Annotated in this window: 18 protein-coding genes; 7 read left to right on the forward strand and 11 right to left on the reverse strand. The window is 42.1% G+C overall.

Going from position 1 to position 26,415, the window contains the following annotated elements; all coding sequences use genetic code 11:
• Positions 1-59: 59 nt before the first annotated feature.
• The 5 genes from AC1DO4_RS10655 to AC1DO4_RS10675 form a co-directional block, all read right to left on the reverse strand.
• On the reverse strand, positions 60-2,435 hold the full coding sequence (locus tag AC1DO4_RS10655; RefSeq protein ID WP_477415601.1) for an ABC transporter permease: 2,376 nt from the start codon (positions 2,433-2,435) through the stop codon (positions 60-62).
• A gap of 145 nt (positions 2,436-2,580) precedes the next feature.
• A complete protein-coding gene (locus AC1DO4_RS10660) occupies positions 2,581-4,968 on the reverse strand; it encodes an ABC transporter permease (RefSeq protein WP_477415603.1) in 2,388 nt (795 codons plus the stop codon).
• 147 nt (positions 4,969-5,115) lie between these two features.
• Complete coding sequence (locus tag AC1DO4_RS10665) at positions 5,116-7,545, reverse strand: ABC transporter permease (protein WP_477415605.1); 2,430 nt, start codon at positions 7,543-7,545, stop codon at positions 5,116-5,118.
• Between the two features lie 112 nt (positions 7,546-7,657).
• A complete protein-coding gene (locus AC1DO4_RS10670) occupies positions 7,658-10,420 on the reverse strand; it encodes an ABC transporter permease (RefSeq protein WP_477415607.1) in 2,763 nt (920 codons plus the stop codon).
• Positions 10,421-10,935: 515 nt separating this feature from the next.
• Entirely contained in the window at positions 10,936-11,397 is a 462-nt protein-coding gene (locus tag AC1DO4_RS10675) for a DinB family protein (RefSeq protein WP_477415608.1), read from the reverse strand.
• Between the two features lie 150 nt (positions 11,398-11,547).
• On the opposite strand from AC1DO4_RS10675, the gene AC1DO4_RS10680 reads away from it, so the two are divergent.
• Genes AC1DO4_RS10680 through AC1DO4_RS10690 form a run of 3 tightly spaced genes read left to right on the forward strand, consistent with a single transcriptional unit; the run spans position 11,548 to position 15,098 of the window.
• The gene (locus AC1DO4_RS10680; protein ID WP_477415609.1) at positions 11,548-13,272 is read left to right on the forward strand and encodes an ArnT family glycosyltransferase; all 1,725 of its coding nucleotides are present in this window, start codon (positions 11,548-11,550) and stop codon (positions 13,270-13,272) included.
• An 11-nt stretch (positions 13,273-13,283) separates the two neighbouring features.
• Positions 13,284-14,312 carry a hypothetical protein gene (locus tag AC1DO4_RS10685; RefSeq protein WP_477415611.1) on the forward strand — a complete coding sequence of 343 codons (1,029 nt, stop codon included), beginning with the start codon at positions 13,284-13,286 and terminating at the stop codon, positions 14,310-14,312.
• Positions 14,313-14,366: 54 nt separating this feature from the next.
• Positions 14,367-15,098, forward strand: a complete 732-nt coding sequence (locus AC1DO4_RS10690) for a DUF2490 domain-containing protein (RefSeq protein WP_477415613.1) — start codon at positions 14,367-14,369, stop codon at positions 15,096-15,098.
• Between the two features lie 115 nt (positions 15,099-15,213).
• Here AC1DO4_RS10690 and AC1DO4_RS10695 read toward each other — a convergent pair whose 3' ends face one another.
• The 3 genes from AC1DO4_RS10695 to AC1DO4_RS10705 form a co-directional block, all read right to left on the reverse strand.
• Positions 15,214-15,951, reverse strand: coding sequence for a head GIN domain-containing protein (locus AC1DO4_RS10695; protein WP_477415615.1), 738 nt, complete (start codon positions 15,949-15,951; stop codon positions 15,214-15,216).
• 136 nt (positions 15,952-16,087) lie between these two features.
• Positions 16,088-17,764, reverse strand: coding sequence for a M1 family metallopeptidase (locus AC1DO4_RS10700; RefSeq protein ID WP_477415617.1), 1,677 nt, complete (start codon positions 17,762-17,764; stop codon positions 16,088-16,090).
• Positions 17,765-17,917: 153 nt separating this feature from the next.
• Positions 17,918-19,579 (reverse strand): M1 family metallopeptidase, encoded by a 1,662-nt coding sequence (locus tag AC1DO4_RS10705; RefSeq protein ID WP_477415619.1) that lies wholly within the window; start codon positions 19,577-19,579, stop codon positions 17,918-17,920.
• A gap of 208 nt (positions 19,580-19,787) precedes the next feature.
• Between AC1DO4_RS10705 and AC1DO4_RS10710 the strand changes: the two genes are divergently transcribed.
• The 3 genes from AC1DO4_RS10710 (at position 19,788) to AC1DO4_RS10720 (ending at position 23,020) form a co-directional block, all read left to right on the forward strand.
• Positions 19,788-20,786 carry a phosphotransferase enzyme family protein gene (locus tag AC1DO4_RS10710; protein WP_477415621.1) on the forward strand — a complete coding sequence of 333 codons (999 nt, stop codon included), beginning with the start codon at positions 19,788-19,790 and terminating at the stop codon, positions 20,784-20,786.
• A 276-nt stretch (positions 20,787-21,062) separates the two neighbouring features.
• Positions 21,063-22,466 (forward strand): dihydrolipoyl dehydrogenase, encoded by a 1,404-nt coding sequence (gene lpdA, locus AC1DO4_RS10715; protein ID WP_477415623.1) that lies wholly within the window; start codon positions 21,063-21,065, stop codon positions 22,464-22,466.
• Between the two features lie 113 nt (positions 22,467-22,579).
• A complete protein-coding gene (locus tag AC1DO4_RS10720) occupies positions 22,580-23,020 on the forward strand; it encodes a sterol desaturase family protein (protein ID WP_477415625.1) in 441 nt (146 codons plus the stop codon).
• Here AC1DO4_RS10720 and AC1DO4_RS10725 read toward each other — a convergent pair.
• The 3 genes from AC1DO4_RS10725 to AC1DO4_RS10735 all read right to left on the reverse strand — a co-directional run bounded on the left by AC1DO4_RS10725 (position 23,010) and on the right by AC1DO4_RS10735 (position 25,004).
• Entirely contained in the window at positions 23,010-23,429 is a 420-nt protein-coding gene (locus AC1DO4_RS10725) for a putative toxin-antitoxin system toxin component, PIN family (RefSeq protein WP_477415628.1), read from the reverse strand. The two genes, AC1DO4_RS10720 and AC1DO4_RS10725, sit on opposite strands and share 11 nt — an antisense overlap.
• On the reverse strand, positions 23,419-23,631 hold the full coding sequence (locus tag AC1DO4_RS10730; RefSeq protein ID WP_477415630.1) for a hypothetical protein: 213 nt from the start codon (positions 23,629-23,631) through the stop codon (positions 23,419-23,421). The genes AC1DO4_RS10725 and AC1DO4_RS10730 overlap by 11 nt, the downstream gene beginning before the upstream one ends.
• A gap of 80 nt (positions 23,632-23,711) precedes the next feature.
• Positions 23,712-25,004 carry a sugar MFS transporter gene (locus AC1DO4_RS10735; protein WP_477415632.1) on the reverse strand — a complete coding sequence of 431 codons (1,293 nt, stop codon included), beginning with the start codon at positions 25,002-25,004 and terminating at the stop codon, positions 23,712-23,714.
• Positions 25,005-25,297: 293 nt separating this feature from the next.
• Here AC1DO4_RS10735 and AC1DO4_RS10740 point away from each other — a divergent pair, with 293 nt between their 5' ends.
• The gene (locus tag AC1DO4_RS10740; RefSeq protein ID WP_477415634.1) at positions 25,298-26,281 is read left to right on the forward strand and encodes a glycosyltransferase family 4 protein; all 984 of its coding nucleotides are present in this window, start codon (positions 25,298-25,300) and stop codon (positions 26,279-26,281) included.
• Positions 26,282-26,415 lie beyond the last annotated feature (134 nt).

The following is a 26,415-nucleotide window of genomic DNA, read 5'->3' on the forward strand; positions in this document are numbered from 1 at the left end:
CTAAAACTTTTATAATCCTGTTTATTGCTTTTAGCTTTAAGCCTTCGGCTCTCAGCTTCCTATTCGCTTCTTAAACTTTTTATCGGGTTAATCAGTGCTGCTTTTATGGCCTGGAAACTTACGGTTGCAAGGGCTATCATAATTATTAACGCACCAGATAAGGCAAACATCCACCATTGTATTGGGGTGCGGTAAGCAAAACCCTGTAGCCATTGGCCCGCCGCGTACCAGGCTATCGGCAGCGCAATAAACAAGGCTATAATCACYAGTAATAAAAACTCTGAGGACAGCAAAGCAAACAGCGATTGCACACTTGCACCCAATACTTTACGAATGCCAATTTCTTTAATACGCTGTTCGGCAGTAAACATGGCTAAACCCAGCAAGCCAAGGCATGATATAAATATAGCCAGGAAGGCAAATGCGTTTGAAAGCCTATCCACAATCTGCTCGTTCTGGTACAGTTTCTGGTATTCTTCGTCGCTAAAATAATAGGTGAACGGGAATGCCGGATTGAGCTGTTTGCATAATTTTTCGATACTGGCCAGTGCTTCTTTTGTTTTGCCTGGCCGCGTTCTTATCAATATGTTACCATAATTTTCATTTTCACCAGCGCGCAGGATCATCGGTTTTATTTGCTCATGTATGGAGTTAAAATGAAAATCCTGTATTACGGCAATGATTTTACCATGTTTGCCCCAAAAAGTAAGTGGTTGTCCTATAGGTTTTTTATAGCCTATCCTTTTTAAGGCAGCTTCATTTAGTATAAAACCAACAGAATCTGTGGCGTAATCTTTTGAAAAATCACGGCCTTCCAATACCTTCAGTTTCATGGTTTTTACAAAATCATACCCTACAGATGATTGGGTGAACTGGATGTTTATGTTGGGGTCTTTGCCTATCCAGTCAACACCGCCTGTACCGTTCTGGATATTTGTGGGGGCATCGCTCATCCGGGTTACGGTTTGTATGCCCGGCAACTGCAACGCCTCATTTTTAAACAGGCTGTATTTAGCAGTAAGATCACCTTCAAGCGGAATATACACCAGGTTTTCTTTATCATATCCCAGGTTTTTAGATTGGATATAATTCATCTGCTTTGATATAACAATAGTACCGGTGATTAATACAACCGATAACACAAACTGAAATACCACCAGTCCTTTACGGAAGATGGTAGTGCCCGAATCTAACTTTAAGGTTCCTTTTAAAACTTTTACCGGGTTAAACGACGATAAAAACAAGGCCGGATAACTGCCCGATACTAACCCGGTTATTAAGGTAATAGCCGCCAGTTTTACCCAGAAAGCAACCTGATTAAATGGCAAATCAATTTGTTTTTGGGTTACCTGGTTAAATACAGGCAGTAATAAAATTAATAATGCCAGCGATATAATTACCGATATAGACGTAATAAGCAACGACTCGCTAATAAATTGCTGTACTAAAACCGACCGCACTGCCCCAACTACTTTACGTACCCCAATTTCTTTAGCGCGCTTAACTGAGCGGGCTGTAGATAAGTTCATGAAATTGATACAGGCTATAAGCAGGATAAAAATGGCGACAATGCTAAATATGTTAACATATTCAATACGCCCACCTACAAATTTACCATCCTCAAAATTGCCATGTAAGTATAGTTCGGAGTAACGTTTTATACCCAGGTCAATAATAAAAGTAGATGTTTTGCGGTTGGTGCCGTTATATTTGTCCAAAAAATGGCTAATCTTTTTTTCAAATTTTACCGGGTCGGCATCTGCCCGTAGCATAATGATTAGCCCCGGTCCCTGGTTGCCCCAATCCCTGGCCCAGGTATTTTCTTCTAAAAAGTTATACCAGTTTACAAGATACTCAAATTTTTGCGAGGTATTTTTAGGCAGGTCTTCAAATACAGCCGTTACAGTTAAGTTTTTGTGATTTTCGTACCGGATAGTTTTGCCTATTGCAGCCTGCGGGCTGCCAAAAAATGCGGTGGCCATTTTATGGGATATGGCCAGGCTCGCCGGTGTGTTTAAAGCGTTATGTGCATTGCCCTGTAATAACCTGAAGCTAAATATTTTAAAATAATCGGCACCTGCCGATGTCCCCGTTTGTTTTAGTATCTTATCGCCAACCTGGAAAGTATTGATCTGATTGAACCCCAGGTTCATGGCATACTGCACTTCGGGCAGTACCTTTTTCATTTCATCGGCAGTACTGCCGGGAGTATTAAAGCTGCCATGAATTTTATGATCGTAATTCTGCAACTCATATACCGAGTAAATACGAGATTCTTTTTTTAAGCCCGAATCCATAATCAACTCATCCTGCACCCATAGCAAAATAAGCAGGCTGCAAACCAGGCCTACAGAAAGCCCTGCAGCATTAATAAAGGTATGCGTTTTGTTTCTCCACAAATTACGCCAGGCTACTTTTAAATAATTCCTAATCATTGCTATATTTTAAGCTTAAAGCTAAAGGCACAAAGCCTAAAGCTTTTATAATCTTGTTTATAACGTTAGCTAAAAGCTAAAGGCTTAAGGCCGAAAGCTTTTATAAGCTTGCTTTCAGCTTTAAGCCTTCGGCTTTTAGCTTTCTCTACTCCGTTTTCAAACTCTTCACGGGGTTTAGCAAAGCGGCTCTGATGCTTTGATAACTTACCGTTAATAAAGTGATTACCATGGCTCCGGCGGCGGCGGTGGCAAATATCCACCAGGCTATGCCGGCGTGATATTGATAGCCTTGCAGCCAGCCATGCATAAAATAGTAAGAAACCGGGGTTGCTATCAGTATGGAAATAACAACCAGCACCACAAAATCTGCCGACATTAAGCGCCATAGGCTAAATACGGATGCGCCCAATACCTTGCGTACACCTATTTCTTTAATGCGCTGCTCGGCCAGGAATGATGCCATGCCAAACAAGCCCAGGCAACTGATAAAAATAGCCAGGCCGGCAAAGCAGGCAGCCAGTTTGCCAATACGCTGTTCGTTGCCAAATTTTTTGGCGTACTCATCATCTACAAAGTGGTATTCAAATGGTTGTGATGGGTTATATAGTTTAAAAATGCGCTCTATTTTGCCAAGGGCTTCTGTTGCGCTAACCTTCGGATTAATTTTTAGCAGGATAGTAGATTCTGAATTTTTGGAGAGATAATAAATAAACGGCCTGACCTCTTCATAAGGCGAGTTGATGATCATGTCCTTCACTACCCCTATCACCTTTAATGGCTCACCATTCCATTTAATGATTTCACCAACAGCATTATTATTAAAGCCCATAAAACGGGCCGCGGTTTCATTGATCACCAAACCAGACGAATCTGTGAGGAACGACCGGGAAAATCCCCTGCCCTGTTTAAAATTCCAGCCGATTGTTTTTTCAAAATCATAGGACACCCCTTCATTAGGAAAATCCACGCTCATGTTAGGGTCTTTGCCTTTCCAATCAAAACCACTGCTGCTTGAGCTATATTCTGTTGGTGCGGCACCGGCTTCGGCTACAGATACCACGGCCTGGCTTTTTAACAGTTCGGTTTTAACTACATCGAGGTGTTTGTGAATATCATCGTTAAGTACAGGAACCGAAACCAACCCATCACGACTGTAACCAATAGGCCGGTCTTTAGCAAACTGGATCTGCCGGAAAACAATAATAGTACCGATGATAAGGGTGATGGATACTGTAAATTGTATTACCACCAATACCTTGCGCGGAACGGCGGCAAACCGGCCAACCTTGAACGAGCCTTTTAAAACTTTTACAGGCTCAAACGACGACAGGTACAGTGCCGGGTAGCTTCCGGCTATTAATCCGGTAAATAAACTGAAGCCCACAACCATTAACCAAAACAATGTGCTACCCCATAAAACAGACATGTTTTTATCAGAAACAGCGTTGAAAAACGGCAGGCTTAACTGTACCAGCAATATGGATAATGCCAGCGCCAACACCACAAACAATAACGATTCGCTAAAAAACTGGTAAACGAGCTGGCTGCGTAAAGAGCCTATTGCCTTGCGGATGCCCACTTCTTTGGCCCGTTTTTCGCTACGGGCTGTACTTAAATTCATAAAATTGATGCAGGCCAGCAGCAACACAAACACACCGATTATGCCAAACAGCCAAACGTATTTAATACGGCCGCTTACATTTACACCATTTTTAAAATCGCTGTATAAATGCCATTTGCTCATGGGCTGTAAAAAAAGCTGTGGCTTCTTTTTAGCCAGTTCGGGATTGAGGTTGCGCAGTTTGGCATCTTTTATTTTTACAGATACATTGGCAAAGCTGGTATTATCAATCAACTGAACAAATATCTGGAAGGCATTTGGCCGCCAGGGATCGGCAGCTGTGCGTACCCATTCGGTATTATTAAAATAGAGCTGCCATGGTGCAATAAACGAAATATCGGCAAAGGTTGAATTGCGCGGCAGATCTTCATAAACCCCTGTTACTTTAACATCCAGTTTATTATCAATCTTTAAAACCTTGTTCATCGGGTCGGCATCACCAAAATAAGCTTTGGCATTTGATGCGGATATTAAAACCGTGTAAGGATCTTTTAACCCATCGCGCGTGCCCTTCAGCATTTTAAGCGTAAACATTTCTGGCGCCTGGGGCTCAAAATATACGCCCTTTTTGTTTAGCTTTTTATCGCCCAGGCTTAACAGGTGGTTACCCATTCCTGCAGCCATCACTACAGCTTTAAAACTGCTACCATAGTTTTTACGCAGCTCGTTAGCCAGCGGATAAGGCGTTGCCGCCCAGGTATCAATTTCGCCGTTGTTTTTCAAATTTTGTTCAACCAAAGCAATGCGGGTATAGTTCTGGTGAAACTGATCGAACGATAATTCGTCCCATATCCATAACCCGATAAGGATGGCTACCGCCATACCAACCGAAAGCCCCGCGATATTGATAACAGAGTTAGCCTTATTTTTGATAAGGTTACGCCAGGCGGTTTTTAAATAATGTTGGTTCATATTTTGTTAAGCTTAAAGCCAAAGGCACAAAGCCTAAAGCTTTTGTTTATCTTATTTATAACTTTAGCTTAAAGCTGAAGGCATAAGGCCGAAAGCCTTTTCCTCTTATTTTTGCTTTCGGCTTTAAGCTTTACGCCTTTAGCTTCCTCACTCCGTTTTCAAACTCTTCACCGGGTTCATCAGAGCTGCCTTTATAGCCTGGAAACTTACTGTAAACAGGGCTACAAACGCGGCCAGGATGCCGGCCAGGGCAAACATCCACCAGCTGATAGGTATGCGGTATTCAAAGGCCTGCAGCCATTTATTCATGCCCCACCAGGCTATAGGGGTTGCAATGATAAAGGCAATGATAACCAGCTTTAAAAAGTCTGTGGATAGTAACTGTACAATGCCCGATACACTTGCGCCTAATACTTTACGAATGCCTATTTCTTTGCTGCGCTGCTCGGCGCTAAAGGCGGCTAAACCAAACAGGCCAAGGCATGAAATAACAATGGCTACCAGCGTAAATGAATTAATGATCTGCGATAGCGTAATCTCTGTTTCATATTGCTTTTGAACCTCGGTATCTAAAAACGAATATTCAAAAGGCGCATCGGCAATATTTTTACGCCATAATACCTCTATTTTTGCCAGCAGTGATTTATAGTTTTTGCTATCGGTAGCAACCACCAGGTTATTAAAATCTCCGGCATCTTTATCATAAACCAGCATAAATGGCTTTACTTCACTGTGGAGTGAGTTGTAATTAAAATCCTTCATAACGCCGGCCACTTCTACAAAGGTTTCGGGGTTGGGTTCATACTTGGTGTATAACCTTGTGCCCGGAGCAGTTTGAGGGTTTAATCCTAAACGCTTTGCCAGGGTTTCATTGATTAATACCCGGGTTGAATCGTGCAGGCGGAAATCGCGACCGCTAATGATCTTTATACCATTGGCTTTCGCAAAAAATTCATCGGTGTTTATATTTTGCGCGTCGATAGCAGTGGTCATGTTACCACCTGCCGGGTAAACACCATGATCGTGCGGTACAAACTGGCTTAAATAATTGTCGGCGCGGCTTACTACTTTAACCTCGGCCAATTGCCTCAGGTCGTTTGCAAAATTCTGCATTTTGCTTTGTGTGCCAACTGTATAAAAGTTAAAGATGAGCTTCTGCCTGGCATCAAAGCCAATGTCTTTATTTTTTATATAGTTGAGCTGACTGTATATAATAATAATGCCGGTAACCAGCACAATAGATAATACAAACTGAAAAACAACTAACGATTTGCGAATGCCGGCTGCCGAAATGTGGCTGGTAAAATTGCCTTTTATTACTTTGATAGCTTTAAAGGCTGATAAATAAAACGCGGGATAGCTGCCCGCAACCAGGCCTGTAACAAGCACCAGGCTTATTAACATTACCCAAAGCTTGTAATTTGTAAAAAAAGACAGGTGGATGTCTGTTTTGGTTACCTGATTCAGGTAAGGGAGCAGGATCATTAACATCGGCAGCGCTATAGCCACACCTATCAACGCTAATAAAAACGACTCGCCCAAAAACTGTTTTATCAAATCGCCCTGGCCCGCGCCTATCACTTTACGTACGCCTACTTCTTTGGCGCGTTTGGATGCGCGCGCGGTAGACAGGTTCATGAAGTTGATACAGGCTATCACCTGGATCATTACGGCTATCAGTATTAGTATATACAAGAAAGAAGGGGCGAGCGTTTTGGTTAATTCATGTTCAAAACCCGGGGTGGTGTGGATGGATGCAACCGGCTGCAGGTGCAGTGATTTTTTCATGCCTATTTCCTTCATTTGGGCAGCACCATATCTGTTTAAAAATCCGGGCAGTTTTTTTTCAAATGCTGCAGCATTGGCATCGGGCCTCAGTTTTACATAGGCAAAAAGAAAGTTATTGCCACCCCAGGTATTGTTTTGGCGCACATATTGACCCAGGCCCCCACTGTTCATGGCCATAAACATATTGGCGTGAATGTGCGTTTTGCCGGCGCTTTCGTCAACCACTCCGGTTACCTTAAAATCATGTTTCCCAAAGGAGTTATCAATAGATATCATTTTGCCTACCGGGTCTTCGCTGCCAAAAAGCTTGTCGGCAACAGGCTTAAGCAATACAATGGAGTAGGGCTCGGCTAATACTTTTGATGCATTGCCGCCAACAAAGTGATAGCTGAACATATCAAAAAAGGTAGAGTCGACATAAGCGGCATCCTTTTGATAAAATGATTTTTCTTTATAACGCAGCAGGTGTTGTTTTGCGCCAAAACCTTCGGTAGTAACCAGGCGGGTAAATTGTACCACTTCGCCAAAATCATTTTTCATGGCGGGGGTAATAGGCGGTGAGCTTGCCGCTCCGTGGTGTTTATCGCCGGTTAACTCTAAATCGGTGGTAATGCGGTAAATATGTTGTACATCTTTATGATGCTTATCATAATTATACTGATCCTGCACATACAATAAAATATACAAACAACACAATGTACCAGTAGCCAGGCCAATAATGTTGATGAAACTAAACGTTTTGTTTTTTAACAAAAACCGCCATGCTGTTTTTAAATAACTCCGGATCATTGTTACGTAGTTTTAGCTTAAAGCTAAAGGCATAAAGCCTAAAGCTTTTTTATCATTAATTTAACTGTTCAATTTTTTTTGCTTTCAGCTTTATGCCTTCGGCTTTCGGCTTTTACTCCGCCTTCAAACTATTTACCGGGTTCATCAGCGCGGCTTTTATGCTTTGGTAACTTACAGTAAACACGGCTATCAGTATGGCCACTATCCCCGCCAAGGCAAACATCCACCAACTGATATTGATGCGGTTACTGGGGTTAAAATCCTGCAACCATTTGTTCATGGCCCACCACGCTATTGGCGATGCAATTAGAATGGCGATGAACACCAGCTTAACAAAATCGACCGAGAGCAGGCGTGTGATGCTGGCTATACTTGCCCCAAGTACCTTGCGGATGCCTATCTCTTTGCTGCGCTGCTCGGCCATAAAAGCGGCTAAGGCAAACAAGCCAAGGCAAGCTATAATAATGGCCAATACGGCAAAGCTGGTAAATATGCGTCCCATCCGTTGTACGTCGGCGTACATATTGGCAAATTGCTCGTCCATAAACGTATACCTGATGGGCTGGTTTGGCGAAAAGTTTTTCCAAACCGCGGTTATCTGCGCGAGTGTATTTTTAACATCAGTAGGTTTTATTTTTACCGATACAATTGTAGGACTATTACCCAAATGCATCACCAATGGTTCGAGGCTACCCTTTAGCGATTCAAAATTAAAATCCTTTACCACACCAATAATGGGCACAGGAGCGCCGTAATTACTTATCCGTTTACCTACCGGGTTTTTAAGTCCTAATTTTTGTGCCATGGTTTGGTTAATGATCACGGCCTGCGAATCGGTTTTTAGTTTAGGGTTAAAATCCCGACCGGCCACTATAGTCATGCCCAGGGTTTTTATGTAGTCGGCATCAACATCCCAAAACTGGCCGCCGGTACCGGCTTCTAATTTCTGTTTACCCTCGTTATGAAATTCATTTCCGTTCCGCTTGGTGCCCGATACCGGTAAAAAATCGCTCACGGTGGCGCTTTTTACAGCCGATAGCTTTAGCAACTCGTTTTTGAAGTTTTGCACTTCACCCTCCAACGTGTGCGTGCCCTGTATCATCAGCACCTGGTCTTTTTCAAACCCTACCTTTTTATTCAGGATGTAATGCATCTGGTTATAAATAACCACCGTGCTGATAATTAATATAATGGATGTAGTAAACTGAAAAACCACCAGCCCGTTGCGCAAAAAAGAGCTCTTGCTGCCCGTAGCCAGCTTGCCCTTCAGAACGTCTACCGGTTTAAAGCTGGAAAGGTAGAATGCAGGGTAAACACCGGCCAGTATGCCAACTACTACCGCGGCAACTATTATAGTGGGCATAAACCACCATTGCAGCCATGGTATGGTTAGTGTTTTTGATGCCAGCGTATTAAAATAAGGCATTAATAATGCCGCCAAAATGATTGCTATAATAAAGGAGATAAAGCTGTAAATCAATGATTCGGCCAAAAACTGGCCGATCAGGCCGCTGCGCTGTGAACCTACCACTTTACGCAAGCCCACCTCTTTTGCCCTGTTGGCAGATTTTGCCGTTGCCAGGTTAATAAAATTGATACAGGCAATCACCAATATAAAACCCGCCACCGCGCCAAATAACCACATAAACCGAATATCCCCATGCGACAAGCCATCGCGGATATCATACGAGTACAGATTAATATCTTTAATATTTTGCAAAAACATGGTTAAAGCGGCGGCAATCCTATCCGCGTTTTTATCGCCACCCCTTCTCATATCGGGGATGTAATAGCCTTTTATTATGCCATCGGTTATCTTTTTATTCAGGCTTTTAACATCGGCACCTGGTTTAAGTAACACGTAAATATCATAGTTACTGGCTCCCCAGGTTTCCTGCTCACCATCCCAAAACTTAACACCGGTAAGGGTAAGCAAAAAGCTGTAATGAAAATGTGAGGTAGTTGGAAAATCCTGCATTACGGCCCCAATTTTATAAGGGCGGCTTTTATTGTTGTTAAGGTACATCACCTTGCCAACCGGGTTTTGACCAGGAAAATATTTATCGGCTTTGCTTTTTGATATCACCATGGTTTGTGGCTCGGTAAGCGCATGCGCCAGGTCGCCGTATACCATGGGGATTTTTAGTATTTCCAGCAGCGACTGATCTGCGTAAGCAAAACCATCCTCGTGGGTGTTTTGCATGCCGTCTGCACGTTTCAGCTCGTTACTGCCCGCACCCCAAAACAGGGAGTTGTTCATTATCCGGCCCGATTTTTCAACCTCCGGGTAATCATTTTTAACCGTTTTGGCCATCACCGCCGGCCAGGAAGTACCTTTTTCGTGTATGGCATCTATATTATAGGCACCTACTATCCGGTAGATCCTATCGGCATCGGGGTAGCTTTTATCAAAACTAACTTCGTCGCGGATATATAATGCTATTAACAAACATGCAGCAATACTAAATGCAAAGCCACCAATTTTTATGGCCGCGTACATTTTTTGCTTTTGCAATTGCCTTAAAGCAACTTTTAAATAATTTTTTATCATACCGGTGTTAATTAAAAAACGATTTTTATTTATGGATTTCTTTATATCCTTATAATCAGGCTGCGGAGGCTGAACTTTAATTTTGTTTTGTCCTGTATCCTTATATATCGGTTTTATACTTTTCAATACCCGCTCAAAAAGTAAATTATTATTAATTTTTATATCATAAGTCTCATCTTTCCACCAATCAAAAAGGAGCGTTAATGAAGTTTTAAGGTGCGGATGTTCCAGCAGCAGTATATCTAATTCATGCAGCTCTTCTTCCGAAGCCTCGTTAGCCAGTTTTTTTGTTGCCAGTTCCCAAACATGATCCTCTATGTTCATACTTAACTTGCTTTAAGGTAAATGAGTATATACTACCAAACACATAGAATAAAATATGTGCCATTTATTTAAATAGCTCAATATCAATACATTAAATGATTTTAATAATACCTACTGTACGAATACGAACAGCTGGTGTTCGCTTTTAAGCGTCTAAAAAAAATTGGGGGAATAATTACGGACTCGTCCGGAAATAGCTATACAGGTCTGTGAGTAAATCCTGTAATTACTATGCAATGAATTCTGTTAGTCCTAAGATGACTTTCGGACAAAGGATGTTCGAACAAAGGATAAAAGACTTTCGGACAATGGAAATGTATGTTATGCAGGGTACATTTTGATACTGCAGGGACCAGATTTGAGTAAAAAGCGTCAATGTATCAAAAACTTAAATGTTTGACAATCAGCATAATTGGTGTTCCACACCCTGTTTTGACAAAATATAAAGTATTGATAATCAACAACAATACGTTCCGGGGTGTTCCACCGTTCCAACGGAACGCCTGCAAAAGGTATTACCTTGCCACCACTCTTTTCAATGCCATAATATACCCGGCATGCAAACCTTCATGAAAAGGCAAAAATGCAAGCGCGGTTTCAACAGAATCGATCTCGACGCCATAGCGGGTTTTCCAGGTGGGGTAATTTACAAACAGGTTGTTATTGACATCTGTTTCCAGCTGATCGATGGTTGACAGGAATAGTTCTTTGATGGTGGCTACATCTCCCGCCTCCACAAAAGCGGTGGGTTTGGTATCCGGGCGGTAAGGGGTATAGTATTTATCGGCCACTAATACCGGTAAGCCTGCCCGCGTGTAAAAAATACCCTGCTGGCCCGAGATCATGTGCGCTACATTCCAGATGATATTATTGTTAAAACCTTCGGGTACGTGGTTAAGCTGCTGAGGCGTAAGATCTTTAACCAGGTTAAGTACCATTTCCCTGGGTTTCCTTATAATTTCTATCGATTTAAGCATTGGAGATAAATGTTTAGTTGCTGATATAACGTGGCTAAAGTAGGAAGATTTAAGGTATTATTTTGTCTAATTACTTAATCATGATAGGGATTGCTTTATGTGTTTGGTGTTTTATTATACCTTTGCAAACTCAATTTCAACAGTTCATTAATGCAGGATACCGCCATAAGTAATACGCCGGCCCAAACAAAATACAACAAGCCTATTATTTATTTTTTATTGCTGTGGACGGCGCTAAACATCCTGCAGGCCTCCACATTGGAGATGCATGCCGATGAGGCCTACTACTGGATCTTCTCGCGCATGATGGATTGGGGATTTTACTATCACCCGCCCATGGTGGCCGTATTTATCCGCATTGGCGATACACTGATGCATAACGGTTTGGGCACAAGGCTGGTAACTGTACTATCAAGCACATTCAGCATCTACATCATCTGGCTCATGCTTAAAAAGTATGAGGTAAGCACCAAATGGTTCATTGTGCTGATGTCGGGTGTGTGGGTTTTCCAGATCTACGGTTTTACTGCCACTCCTGATGCACCGCTGCTTTTCTTCACGGTAGTGTTTTACTATTTCTACCAGCAATACATCAATAACAATAGCTGGAAACTTGCCCTGGTATTGGGCATTGTGGTGGCCTGCCTTATGTACAGCAAGTACCACGGTATATTGCTGGTGAGCTTCACCCTGCTATCAAATCTGAAACTGTTAAGGCGCCCGTCATTTTATTTTATTGTGCTGTTAGCTTTGGGTTTATATGTGCCTCATATTATGTGGCAGTATCACCATAACTTCCCGGCTGTAAACCTTGGCCTGTTTAAGCGTGATGATGACGGATTGCACTTCAATGCCGGGTCCGATTTTTTGTTTGGGCAACTGCTTTTGGGTGGGGCACTTACTTCGTGGTTCCTGTTTTATGCTGCTTTTACTGCCAAAATTAAGGATGCCTTTATGCGCGGTCTCCTGGTTAATATGGCATGCACGTTTACCTTTTTTTTAATAAGTGCTTTTAAGGCTACAGTGCAGTTACACTACGCACTTATTGGCTTTGTACCCCTTGTGATGCTTGCGCTGATTTGCCTTAAACAAAAGGGGATTAACCCAGCCTGGCTTTACCGTTTGGGTATTGCCAATATTGTGCTGTTTGTGGCGTTCAGGCTATGTGTGGTTGCCGGTTTTAGCTTTTTAAAGGGTAACGAGCAGTTGGAGGCATATTTTGGTCATCGTGAATGGGCCGATGCTATTCATGCCAGGATAGGCGACAGTTATTTGATCATGAAAAATGAGTATCAGGACCCATCAAGATATAGTTATTATACCAACTCGTTAAAAGGCTTTGCTTATGATTCCAGGTACTATCGTACCACGCAATTTGATATGTGGCCATTTGAAGAACAGTTTCAGCATAAAAGGGTTTATTACCTTACCCACGATAAGATCCCCAACGTTACTACGGATAGTATGACTATCCGGGGTAAATGGTACGGCTCATGGGTTAACGATACGCGTACTTACCAAAAAGTGGTGTGTAAAATTTTATCCGGCAGTTTTACTTTGGCACCCGGAGAAAAGCGTGTTATAAATATGAGCATCACCAATCCATACCCCTATACTATTGATTTTAGCAACCAGGGCGCAACACATGCGCTTACTTTAGAAGCCTGTATGTTTATTGGGGGTAATCTGGTCAACATACAGCCTTCGGGAGATGATTTTCACCGGATCTCCTTAAAACCCGGCGAACAAACGAAATACGCATTTACGCTGACTGCCCCCGATAAAAAGGCAGTTTACCAGCTGTTTTTTTCCTGGCGTACAGAACCTTTCCAGGGAAGCAGGAACAGCGATATTATTAGTTTTACAGTTAAATAATAATTACACCTATGTTTAAAAAAATATACTTACTTGCAATTTTGACGCTGATTACAGGTACAGCCGCATTGGCCCAGGAAACCATTGATATTCATTTTAAAGCAATGGGCTTTATGGATAACCGCGAGTATAAGCCTTCCCTGATACGATCGCGCACCTACAATGGTGTGCGTACCGCGCTTGATGTTGGCTGGAACATTGATAGCTTAAATCACTTTATTGTGGGTGCCAATGCTATTCATGAGTTTGGTGCCAAGCCATATTTTTTAGATGTAAACCCGGTTGCTTACTATAGTTTTACAGGTAAAAGCTGGCTTTTTAATGCCGGGGCTTTTCCGCGTGAGGGCTTACTGGATGATTATCCAAGAGCCTTACTTAACGATACCTTACGCTATTATCGCCCCAATGTGGAGGGACTTTTAGCCCGCGTGCACAATGATCATTTTGTAGAAACAGGTTGGATTGATTGGGTAAGCCGCCAAACCAATACCGATAGGGAGCAGTTTTTATTTGGATTTTCGGGCAGGTACAAACCATCAGTTACCGGTATGTTTTACATATCACATTATTTTATGCTGGAGCATGATGCCGGTGCAATCATTGCTGTACCTAATGATAATATACAGGATAACGGCGCAGGCCAGGTAAGGCTGGGGCTTGATTTTAGCCATAAAACCTTCCTCGATTCCTTATCAATAGAAGCAGGCGGGATGACGTCATTTGAGCGTACCCGCGGGGTTGATGGTTTTCAGAAACCTGCGGGCTTTGTAGCCAGCGCTTATTTAAGCTACCACCGTTTTGCTTTGTTTGATGAATTTTATAAAGGCCAGGGCCATCATATAATGTACGGCGATGCGTTTTATGAAAAGAAAACATATAACCGTATGGATATTATCTGGACGCCTTTTCTGTATAAGCGCATAAAAGGGCAGTTTATTTTAAGCTTTCATCAAACACCTGGTTTTAAAACCAGCAACCAGGAAGCTTTCAGAGTTACGGTTGACCTGGGCAGGCGAACCTTGGTAAGGTTGAAAGATTAGCGATTGGTTTATTGGATTGATTAGGTTGAATTTTTTTAATTTATATATACATCTATGCAGTTGAAGCAAAAATTAGTAGCATTATTTATTGTAGTTATATTGTTTGTAATACCAGCAAAGGTATTTGCGCAGGATAACCAGTTTTCGGGTTGGGCGGCCTGGTTCCACAGCCAAAAATTATCCGAACATTGGGGTTACTCGTTTGATGGGCAGATCCGTTCACATGACGAACTCAGTTATCTAAAGCATATTTTGTTGCGTCCATCAGCCAATTATTACTTCGCTAAAAACAAAGTAGGGGCATTGGGCTATGCTTATATAGCTTCATATGGCCGCACAACGGCAGGCGATCAAACCTTTCGCCCGGAAAGCCGCATTTGGCAGCAATATACTTACACCCACAAACTAAGTAAAAATATTAACCTGGCGCACCGTTTCCGTTTGGAGCAACGCTTTTTGGGCAATACTGCTGCCAACAAGAATGACCATTATTTTGCGCAACGGTTAAGATATTTTGCCAGGGCGGTTGTGCCTTTGAAAAAAGATTCGGCGGCATTTAACCAGGGACCTTTTGTTGCCTTACAAAACGAAGTGTTTGTGAACATCCAGAATAAAAACAAAGGGAATAAGCACTTTTTTGATCAAAACCGTGCCTATGTAGCCATTGGTTACCGTATTAACAAAAAGATTGATGTTGAAACCGGCTACCTTAACCAATACATTAAACAAGCCGATGCGTATACTCTAAATCACGTTGCTCAGTTGGCTTTTTATACAAGGTTTTAGCCTCTAAATCCTCTCCTTTGGAAAGGATTTAAGACAAAATATAAAAAGCGATGGGTTTCTCCATCGCTTTTTATATTAACCAATCTTTTTTGCTCGCTCTCCTTTGCTAAGAGGCCTACATCCTGCTCACATCGCCGCTGCCAATCTTGGAGCTGCTTACGCTTTTAACGCTGCCGGTATAGTAAACATCCCCCGATCCTACTATCGATGCATCCAGCTTCTGGCTTACATTGACCCTGGCATCGCCAGAACCTGCTATACGTACCGAAGCTGTATTGGTTGTTAAATCTCTTGCTGTATAATCACCAGATCCGGCTACGCTTATATTGGAATTATCGGCACTGCCGCTTATCTTGATATCGCCCGAGCCGGCAAGGGTTACATCTAAATTTTTCACCAAAAGTTTACCGCTTACATCGCCGGAACCTGTTAGTTTCAGTTTAAAAGAATTGCCACGCAAACCTTCCCTGAATGTTACATCGCCCGACCCGGAAAGTGACACACCATTTACTTCTTTAATAGAAACATAAATCACGATCTTTTTGTGGCCGCCATCAGACCAATGCCAGTCGTTATCGTTTTTGGTGTAAATTTTAAGCGTGCCGCCTTCAACTTCGGTAATAATGCGGTTAATAATATCAGATGGGGCCTGTACCTTAACTGATTCTGTAGATCCCTGGGTAATAACCACATCAAACGAACCAGCAACGCTTACCGAGGTAAAACCGGATAAGTGGCGGTCTTCTGTATTTTGGACTTCCTCGTCGGTTGGGGTATTTGTTTTTGCAATGGTATAGCCTGCAGCACCGGTTACCAAAGCGGCAACCAGTAATATTTTGCGTAGTAATTTCATGTTACTTATATGTTTTGTTTATATATGACGCAAGATATTTGTACAGGTTGCACGGTTTGGAAGAAATAGTTTAATATGTCATTACTATTTTTTCCAGGTTACCCCTGGTGATCACCGGCAATGACATGAAAGATTATCACTTAACCAATACCCCAATATAATAATTAAAAGTATCAACCTCAATATTATCCCTGGTTACACCGGCTAATTCTATCGGTTTAAAACGGGTTGTTGGGGTGATGAATTTATAGTCGCCCCCCTTAATCCGTATTTTAACGGGCATATTGAAACCTTTGGCCTCGGCGCTGGTCCAGCGGCAGTATGTTTTGCCTTTCCTTACCATCAGCTCCAGTATAGGCAGGGTTTTATAATGCAGGTATTGGTCAAATACCGGCGACAGGTCGATACCTGCCTGCTTGTTAATGAAATCAACTACCTCGTTGTAAGTTACCGTTTGATGATAGAACGTTTTGTTGAGCCCGCGCAGGATATTGCGCCATTTTTCGTCATCATTAATAATGGTGCGGATCATGTTGAGCAAATTACCGCCCTTGTAATACATATCGCCCGAGCCCTCTTTGTTCACGTTGTATGGGCCTACTATGGGGCTATCGTTTGCAATATTAGCACGTGTGCCGTGCACATATTCCTGCCCCGCCTGCTTGCCATAATATGTTTCGATAAACAATGATTCTGAATAATTGGTAAAACTTTCATGGATCCACATATCGCCCAGGTCTTTCGAGGTAATGTTATTACCGAACCATTCGTGCCCGCTTTCGTGCACAACAATGAAATCCCACTTAAGTCCCCAACCTGTGCCCGAAAGGTCGCGACCGAGGTATCCATTTTGGTAATGGTTTCCATAAGCAGTACCACTCTGGTGTTCCATACCCAGGTGATGACTTTCCACCAGTTTGTAACCGTCCTCATAAAAAGGATAAGGACCAAACCAGTGTTCAAAAGCTTTAAGCATGCGCGGTGCATCAAGTCCCCATTGCTTTTTGGCTTTTTTTATATTATAACTTAAAGGCCAAAAGTCCATAGTAAGCTTGCCTTTTTCGCCTTCGTATACACCTTCGTAGTGGGTATAGTCGCCAATGTTAGCCTCTATATCATAATTATTAATTGGGTTAGCTACAAACCAATCAAACCGGGTATACCCGTCTTTCAGATTGGTGACTTTGCGCAAACGACCATTCGAAACATCTTTTAAGCCTTTTGGTACGCTGATGCTAATAAGCGCGCTATCCACTTCGTCGGCCTGCTGATCCTTAGTTGGCCACCATACGCTGGCACCCATACCCTGGCAGGCTGTTGATACCCATGCATGGCCCAATGAATCTGTATTGTACTCAACGCCTCCGTCCCAGGGTGCGCGTTTAGCTATTGTAGGATTACCTGAGTAGTAAACGGTAAATTCATCCTTACTGCCTTTAAGGATGTTTTGGGGGAAAGTTAAAAACACAGCGTTAAACTCACGGGTGTATTTCAATTCCTGCCCTTTGTAAACAACCTTTGCTATCTGGAGGTTATTCCACAAATCAAACTGCAGCTTGTTAAAATCATTAACAGCGGTAAACTTAAACAACACATTACCGCTGATGAATTTTTTATCGATATCAAACTTCACATCCAGGTGATAATAGTTTATATCGTAACAAGTGCGCAGGGGCGTGGTTAACGAACCGCGTAAAGTATCAGCCTTTGTAAACGTTTCTTTTGCGGTACCCAATTGAGCCCTTGCCGGCAAAAAGCTTGCACCAGCCATCAAAAGGGCCAGCGTGTATTTATATAGATTTTTATTTTGCATATTTATTATTTGTAAAGCTATCAGCCTCCTCTAAATGGCGAAGCCCTTATTAGCTCCATCAAGTAAAATTAAACACTAATAATCCCTCGCTAAAATGGGAAACTTTTAAGTTTTTTTAAACCCTCCCCTTCAGGGGAGGGTTTGGGTGGGCTCTTAATCCACCAGCACCCCTATATAATAATCAAACGTATCAGCCTCAATATTATCCTTGCCTGCACCTTCTATATCAACCGGTGTAAAATGAGTTGTTGGAGTGATAAATTTATACTCACCACCTTTTACCCTTACCAATACAGGCATGCTAAAATCTTTTACATTGGCTATCCACCGGCTGCAAAATTTACCTCCTTTTGTGGCAAACTCCAGCGTCGGCAGGTTTTTGTAATGCAGGTACTGGTCAAATATGGGTAGTAGTTTTTTGCCCGACTGCCCGGTGATGTAGTTAACAACCTGGTTATAAGTTACCGTTTGATGATAGAATGTTTTGTTAAGGCCGCGAAGGATATCGCGCCATTTTTCGTCATCATTAATAATGGTGCGTACCATGTTAAGCACCACCGCGCCTTTAGGGTACATATCGTCGGAACCTTCTTTGTTCACATCGTACGGACCAACAACAGGGCCATCATTATTAATACCAGCCCTCAAACCAAAATTATATTCCTGGCCGGCTTTTTTGCCCCAGTTATCTTCTATAAACAACGATTCGGAATAGCAGGTAAAGCCTTCGTGGATCCACATATCGCCCATATCTTTCCCGGTGATGTTATTACCAAACCACTCGTGGCCGCTTTCGTGCACAATAATGTAATCCCACCTGGTTCCCCAGCCTGTTCCCGACATGTCATAACCCAGGTAGCCATTTAAGAAATGATTACCATAAGCCGTAGCGCTTTGATGCTCCATGCCCAAATGTGGAGTTTCAACCAGCTTATAGCCATCCTCATAAAAAGGGTATGGGCCAAACCAGTGTTCAAAAGCTTTAAGCATGGGTTTTGCATTGGCGCCGAAATGTTCTTTTGCTTTTTCAAGACTGGCAGGCAGCACCCAGTAATCCATCGTGAGCTTGCCTTTTTCGCCCATGTAGCTATCGCTGAAATGGGTATAATCGCCAATGTTTGCAGCAACATCATAGTTGTTGATAGGATTGGCCACAAACCAATCAAACCGGGTGTAACCATTGTTCAAAGGCGTTACCTTACGCAGGCGACCGTTGGATACATCTTTCAGTCCTTTAGGTACGCTGATGCTGATGAGCATACTATCAACCTCATCGCTCAAATGATCTTTATTGGGCCACCAGATGCTGGCGCCCACACCTTCGCATGCAGTAGCTACCCAGGGCTTTTTTAGCGAATCTTTTTTAAATACCAATCCGCCATCCCATGGTGCATTTACCGCAATGGTTGGCTTGCCCGAATAATAAACGGTAAACTGATCCTTGCTGCCTTTTACAATGGCTTTGGGAAAAGTTACAAACACTGCATTGGCATCGCGTTTAAATGGCAGCATTTTGCCTTTATAAACTACCTTATCTACCGATAGGTTTGCAAACAGATCAAACTGCAGTTGCGTAAAATCCTGCGTGGCGGTAAACTTAAAGAGGTTGCTGCCACTGATAGATTTTTGAGCGATATCGAACTTCACATCCAGGTGGTAGTAGTTAATATCGTAACAGGTACGCAAAGGCGTTAAATTACCGCGCAGACTATCGGCATGGGTGAAGGCTTCTTTTTTCTGCAGGAGCTGGGCGCGTGATACAAATGGAATTAATCCAACAAGGATCAGGAGCGAGTATAAAGGCTTAAAGTTCATATCTAAAGATGCGCGGAAATGAAGTGAATAATAAAGTCTGTCAATTATAGTGACTAATTTAGCAACATAATTGCTAACAAATAATTTAATACAACACTGTTACATTAAAGGGTTAATAATTAACCATAGTTGGTTAAAATAAGGACATGTGCAGCGTTCAGTTTATTCATTTTCGTATCATTGCTGCCCCATTTCAAATTTTAAAACTATGGCTCATTTCCCCGCGCAATATTCTACCTTATCGGCCATCGCTTTAAAAGCTTATATTGAGCATGCTTATGGGTTGCAGCTTATAAGCTGCAAATATTTATTACGTGGCGTAAGTGATACTTATATCATAGAGGCCGCCAATACCAAATATGCGCTAAAGATCTACCGCGAACAGCACCGGTCTGTAGATGAAATAAAAGGAGAAATAGAACTGCTGAACCTGTTAAAAGAAAAAGGGGCAAGCGTTTCTTATCCCATTAAAGATCTCAAGGGCTATCAACTGCAGAAGTTTGAAGCTGCAGAAGGTATCCGCTATGGTATTTTGTTTTCATATGCCGAAGGCGCCCCTGTTTTTGACTTTACAGATGAACAATTGAGAACTATAGGTAAGCAAATGGCAATTGTTCATAATATAACATCAGCTATCCAGCTAAAGCATTCCCGCAGGGAATATACTATTGAAACTACACTTAATGCGCCCTTAAAAAGTTTTGAGCCTGCTTTTATAGATCTGCCGGATGAATATGCCTATTTACAGGATATAGCCGGTAAAGCAGCACAAAAGCTTGCCTCCTTAGATACTACCGGATTTAGTTACGGCTATTGCCAGTACGATTTTCTGCCCAAGAACTTCCACTTTAATGAAGCCGGAACTTTAACCTTCTTCGATTTCGACTTTGCCGGTAAGGGTTTCCTGGCTAACGACCTGATGTCGTTCTTCGTGCATTTTTTTATGCATGTCTATACCGGCAAGCTTACGGACGACGAAGCCGAACGGATGCTTGCCGTTTTTGTGTCGGCCTACCGTGAAGTAAGGGCTGTTAGCGAAGAAGAGCTAAAAGCGATCCCTTACCTGGGTGTAGGGTTCTGGATATTTTATTTAGGATTTCAGTACGAGCACTTTGATGATTGGTCGAACCTGTTTTTTGGACCAAGGTTTGTTAAGGACAGGGTAACACTCATCAGGGCATGGGCAGCTAAGTATTGCGGGTTTTGATTTTGTAGGATAAACTTCTACAAGAAAAATGTCATTTCGAACGAGGCACGAGGAGAAATCCTATACGACTTGCTAAGCGGACCGTGCTCTCTGTATACATGTCGTACAAAGATTTCTCCTCACCCCTGCGCAAAAGCCCGCCCGCGTTCGTTTCGATGACAACTCGTTTAATATTGATGATAATTAAACCCATACCACGCCACAACATTTTGACCTCGCCGATATAAATAATAAGCTAATTACCATTAACTTTGCCATCCACAAAAAAACACTACTATGCAATATGATGTTATCGTTATCGGTTCGGGCCCAGGTGGCTATGTGGCCGCTATACGTTGTGCCCAGCTGGGTTTAAAAACCGCTATCGTCGAAAAGTATAACACCCTTGGCGGTACCTGCCTTAATGTAGGCTGTATCCCTTCAAAGGCGTTGTTAGATTCATCCGAACATTACCATAACGCCGCCCATACCTTTACTACACACGGTATCAAGCTTGATAATTTAGGTATTGATTTTGGCCAGATGGTAAAGCGCAAGCAGGAAGTAGTGGATGCCAATACCAGCGGCATTAGTTATCTAATGAAGAAAAACAAGATAGATACCCATTTTGGTACCGGATCTTTTAAAGATAAAAACACCATCACCGTTAAAAAAGCAGATGGCACCGAAACCGAGATCACCGGTAAAAATGTGATCATTGCAACCGGTTCAAAACCATCCGCTTTACCATTTTTAAAGATCGATAAAAAACGCATCATCACCTCAACCGAAGCTTTATCGCTTATCGAAGTACCTAAGCACCTGGTACTGATAGGTGGCGGTGTTATTGGTTTGGAGCTGGGTTCTGTTTATGCGCGTTTAGGCGCCAAGGTATCTGTAATTGAGTTTATGGATGGCATTATCCCAACTATGGATAAAGCATTGGGCCGCGAACTACAAAAAGTATTGAGCAAACTGGGCATGGAATTTTACCTGGGTCATAAAGTTACCGGCGCTACCGTAAAAGGCAAAGAAGTGACCGTAACTTTTGATACCCCTAAAGGCGAAAAGAAAGAGCTGAAAGGCGATTACTGCCTGGTAGCTGTTGGCAGGGTAGCTTATACCGATAATTTAGGCCTGGATAAAATAGGCATTACCGTTGAAGAACGCGGCCGTAAAATTACCGTTAACGATCACCTGGAAACCAGCGTTAAAGGTGTTTATGCTATTGGCGATGTGATAAAAGGTGCTATGCTTGCCCACAAAGCCGAAGATGAAGGCACTTTAGTTGCCGAGATCATTGTCGGCCAGAAACCACATATTGATTATAACCTCATCCCGGGCGTAGTATATACCTGGCCCGAAGTTGCCGCTGTTGGGCAAACAGAAGAGCAATTGAAAGCTGCCGGAGTAAAATATAAAACAGGATCGTTCCCGTTCAAAGCCAGCGGCCGCGCCCGTGCCAGCGGCGACCTGGATGGTTTTGTGAAAGTTTTGGCCGATGCCACTACCGACGAGATCTTAGGCGTACACATGATAGGTCCCCGTGCTGCAGATATGATAGCCGAGGCTGTTGTAGCCATGGAGTTCCGTGCGTCAGCAGAAGATATTGCCCGTATCAGCCATGCACATCCAACCTATACCGAAGCCATGCGTGAAGCGTGTTTGGCAGCTACCGAGAACAGAGCGATCCACATTTAGGATTTCGGAATTGAGAATTTTGATTACGGATTTTTAAACTTCGAAGTAAAGAATACCAGGGCAGAAACAATTTAAGTGTTTCTGCCTTTTTTGTTTTTAGATTAGGTTGTAAAATGCAGATGCTTTTGAATATCGCTATTGTTTTAATAACCATTGTAGCCATGGAGGCGTTGTCTTGGGCAATGCATAAATATCTGTTCCATGGTCCGCTGTGGTTTATACACAAAACTCATCACCTGGAAAAACATGGTTTTTTAGAACTGAACGACATCTTTAGTATTGCCTTTGCTTCGCTGGCCTTATGGCTGATGTGGGTAGGACATATCACTTTAGATTATCATTTTTTGATAGGCACGGGTATCAGCATTTACGGCATCATCTATTTTATTTTTCACGACTGGTTTATCCATAACCGCTTCAAAGCCTTTAAAAGCAGTAATCGTTATTTAATGGCCATTCGCAGGGCACATAAAATTCATCATAAATCGATGGAGAAAAGCCCGGCTGAAGAGTTTGGGTTGCTGGTAGTGGGGAGGAAGTGGTTTAAGAAGTGACCTGATTAAAAAAATCAGTAATGGTTAAAATCGACGTTTCTTCAATAGATTTTAATTCTAAAAGATCTTTATCACCGGTTAATAAATAAGAGGCGTTACTATCTACGGCCAATGATAGCAGAAAGTTATCCTTCTCGTCTCTGCAAATTTCAACATTAGTCTTAACACTTACGAACTCAGCGTAGCTGTCAATTAGTTCAGTCAAAAGCTGAATGTCAGATTGCGAAAAGTACTTTTGCAGCTTCGGTCGTTGAGATACATTTACAAACTCTTCTAATAGCTCGGAACTGAAAATTAAAATTATTCGTTCTGAAAGAAGAAGAGAAGTGAKTTTAGAATAGTCTTTAGTAATAAGAAAACTTATCCAAAGGTTAGTATCTATTATTAGCCGAATAGAACTATTTGGCATAACGCTTAGTTCGTTCAGCCTCTACCTCTTTTGTTATTTCTTCGAGCGAGGGCGCTGAATCACTTTGAGAACGTAGGCGTTCTAATAAATCCTCAAATGCATTTTTTGAGTTATTCTGGATCGAGATCAAATCCATATCAGCTAAATCTTTTAAAAGATTTAACGCTTTGGGATTTAAAATATTGATTTTTAGCGTATCCATAAACAAATATAAACAGAAAAAGGCACAATTGAAATTGCGCCTTTTAGGAATTGAAAATATCGCTGACCTTAGATAGTGTTTTACACCGCCACCACATGTTTTCCCTTTTTATAACCAATAGTAGCAAAATAAAGGATGAACAAATAAATAGGTATTAAAATTATATAAGCGGTTTGGGCCGATATTTTATCGACCAATAAACCATAAATAGGCGGGAAAACGGCAGCTCCTGCAATACCCATTACCAGTAACGACGAGCCTATTTTTGTAAACCTGCCTAATCCTGAAAGTGCCAGCGGCCAAATAGCAGGCCACATTAATGAGTTGGCCAAACCTAAAAGCGCTATGCAGCTTATAGATGCATATTTAGGGGTGAAAAGCGCACATGCCGTTAATATAACACCAAATACCGCCGAACAAACCAACGCTTTTTGTTGTGAAATGTACCTGGGAATAAACACGATACCGGCAATATAGCCGATCACCATGCATATTAATGTTCCGGATGCAAAATACTTGGCCGTAGAAAGCGGGATATCATGTGCTATACCGTAACCTATTATTGAATCGCCTGCAATAACTTCGGCACCAACATAAAAAAACAACGCTAACACGCCCAATATCAGATGCGGAAATTGCATTATACTGGTTTTGCCCGAATTGGCAGCGGCTACAGTTTCGTCTTCATGATCGGTATCAATTTCTGGCAGGCCCGAAAAATAGATGAGCACAGCCAATATGGCCAATACAATAACCATTAATACATAAGGTAAAATCACCCTGGAGGCTAATTCATTCAGCTCGGCTGTTTTTTGGGCAACATCCAATTTGGCAAGGTTGGCATTAAACGCATCAATGTTATTTAAAACCACGGCACCAAGCGCTATTGGCGCCAATACACCGGCAAATTTGTTAAATATCCCCATCACACTGATCCGTTTTGCAGCACTCTCTGGCGGGCCAACTATAGTGATATATGGGTTTGATGCCGATTGTAAAACCGCAAGCCCGCTGCCCTGAACAAATAAGCCTATTAAAAAGATAGCGTAGGTTCGGGTTAAAGCGGCAGGTATAAAAATAAGTGCGCCAATGGCAATGATGACAAGACCTACTGCCATTCCGTTTTTAAAACCAAATATTTTAAGCAGCCAGGCTGATGGCTTGGCCATTAACAGGTAAGCTATGTAAAAGGCGCTGGCCACCAAATACGATTCGCGATTGTTTAGCTGGCAAGCTATTTTTAAATAAGGTATCAATACCGAATTTAACCAGGTTACAAAACCGAAAATAAAAAACAAAACGCCTATGATAATTACCGGGCTTACAATTGTTTTCTTTTGTGCCGATATTTCGGATTTGGTAATGGTTGTCATTTCTTTTATTTAAATCGTTAATAAGTTAATCAAGTTCCTAAAATAATTAAAAAAGTTGATAAATTATGTTCTTGATATGAAAATTTTAAAATAAGTAAATTTAAACGATATCTACCCCTGGAGGCAACCTGGGGATCTGGGTATACAACTCGAACCGATACTGTTGCCTGGCTTTGAAATTGAAACAGGCGACACCTACGGCATCTAAAAAGGATATCTGCTACGCTATAAGAACCTGGATGCCTCCTTGCAATCCGATTTAAATTCCGAAATTCGGACGCTTACATTTTTCAATGAAGATATTAATAGTAAACAATACCCCGATCCCTGCCACAAAGTATGGTGGTACCGAAAGGGTGATCTGGTGGCTGGGCAAGGAGCTTACACGCCTTGGTCATCAAATAACTTACCTTGTAGCCGCCGGTTCCTCATGCCCGTTTGCCAGGGTGTTGTTTTATGATCCCGCTGTTGATATGAACCAACAGGTGCCCGATGATATTGATGTGGTGCATTTTCATTTCCAGGTGAGTGGATTTACAAAGAAGCCTTACCTTATTAATGTTCATAATAACCCAGCCTACGGACAGTCGCTTGATCAGAATTCGGTATTTGTTTCTGCCGACCAGGCCCACCGCCATGGTGGTACCGCTTTTGTGCATCACGGTCTGGATCCGGACGATTATCACAAGCCCGACCTGTCAAAAAAACGGGTACACGCTCATTTTTTAGCAAAAGCCGCATGGAAGGTTAAAAATATTAAAGGAGCTATTGATGTAGCAACTGAAAGCGGTAATAAACTGATTGTTTTAGGTGGTACCCGATTAAATTTAAAAATGGGCATCAGGTTTACACCAAATCTAAATGTGAGGTTTAAAGGAATGGTTGATAATGACGAAAAAGCTGTGGTGCTCAATAGTTCAAAGGCTTTGTTATTCCCGGTACTTTGGCACGAGCCTTTTGGTTTAGCCATTATTGAAAGTTTATACTTTGGCTGCCCGGTGCTGGGTACACCTTATGGGTCATTGCCCGAATTGGTACCCGCAGAGGTAGGTTTGCTAAGTAATAGTAAGCAGATCCTTACAGAAGGACTTAAATCCGTAGACCGGTTTAGCAACCAGCTATGTCATGATTATGCGATGGAGAATTTTACGGTTCAAAAAATGGCAAAAAAATACCTGCAGCTTTATGAGCAGGTTATGAACAGCGAAATATTGAACGCCGGAACGCCAACTTTGCAGGTAGCTAATACAGCAAAATATTTGCCATGGAATAGTTAGTAATGCAGGCGTTTAATAGCGTATTACATTTAGTTAAAAGTCGTAAGTTCTAAGTCGGACGAGGGCACATTTCACTTGCCGCTAATTACTTTTACCTTAACACTAAGCCTATAATTTACTATTATATATTAATA

This window comes from Mucilaginibacter sp. P5_A6 (genome assembly GCF_056400585.1).

Coding starts and splice junctions, on each gene's coding strand:
- AC1DO4_RS10690 (WP_477415613.1), top strand. CDS start 14,367: ATGCAGTTGAAGCAAAAATTAGTAGCATTATTTATTGTAGTTATATTG.
- AC1DO4_RS10720 (WP_477415625.1), top strand. CDS start 22,580: ATGCAGATGCTTTTGAATATCGCTATTGTTTTAATAACCATTGTAGCC.
- AC1DO4_RS10670 (WP_477415607.1), bottom strand. CDS start 10,420: ATGAACATAGAGGATCATGTTTGGGAACTGGCAACAAAAAAACTGGCT.
- AC1DO4_RS10695 (WP_477415615.1), bottom strand. CDS start 15,951: ATGAAATTACTACGCAAAATATTACTGGTTGCCGCTTTGGTAACCGGT.
- AC1DO4_RS10730 (WP_477415630.1), bottom strand. CDS start 23,631: ATGGATACGCTAAAAATCAATATTTTAAATCCCAAAGCGTTAAATCTT.
- AC1DO4_RS10680 (WP_477415609.1), top strand. CDS start 11,548: ATGCAGGATACCGCCATAAGTAATACGCCGGCCCAAACAAAATACAAC.
- AC1DO4_RS10675 (WP_477415608.1), bottom strand. CDS start 11,397: ATGCTTAAATCGATAGAAATTATAAGGAAACCCAGGGAAATGGTACTT.
- AC1DO4_RS10705 (WP_477415619.1), bottom strand. CDS start 19,579: ATGAACTTTAAGCCTTTATACTCGCTCCTGATCCTTGTTGGATTAATT.
- AC1DO4_RS10700 (WP_477415617.1), bottom strand. CDS start 17,764: ATGCAAAATAAAAATCTATATAAATACACGCTGGCCCTTTTGATGGCT.
- lpdA (WP_477415623.1), top strand. CDS start 21,063: ATGCAATATGATGTTATCGTTATCGGTTCGGGCCCAGGTGGCTATGTG.
- AC1DO4_RS10685 (WP_477415611.1), top strand. CDS start 13,284: ATGTTTAAAAAAATATACTTACTTGCAATTTTGACGCTGATTACAGGT.
- AC1DO4_RS10660 (WP_477415603.1), bottom strand. CDS start 4,968: ATGAACCAACATTATTTAAAAACCGCCTGGCGTAACCTTATCAAAAAT.
- AC1DO4_RS10735 (WP_477415632.1), bottom strand. CDS start 25,004: ATGACAACCATTACCAAATCCGAAATATCGGCACAAAAGAAAACAATT.
- AC1DO4_RS10740 (WP_477415634.1), top strand. CDS start 25,298: ATGAAGATATTAATAGTAAACAATACCCCGATCCCTGCCACAAAGTAT.
- AC1DO4_RS10710 (WP_477415621.1), top strand. CDS start 19,788: ATGGCTCATTTCCCCGCGCAATATTCTACCTTATCGGCCATCGCTTTA.
- AC1DO4_RS10665 (WP_477415605.1), bottom strand. CDS start 7,545: ATGATCCGGAGTTATTTAAAAACAGCATGGCGGTTTTTGTTAAAAAAC.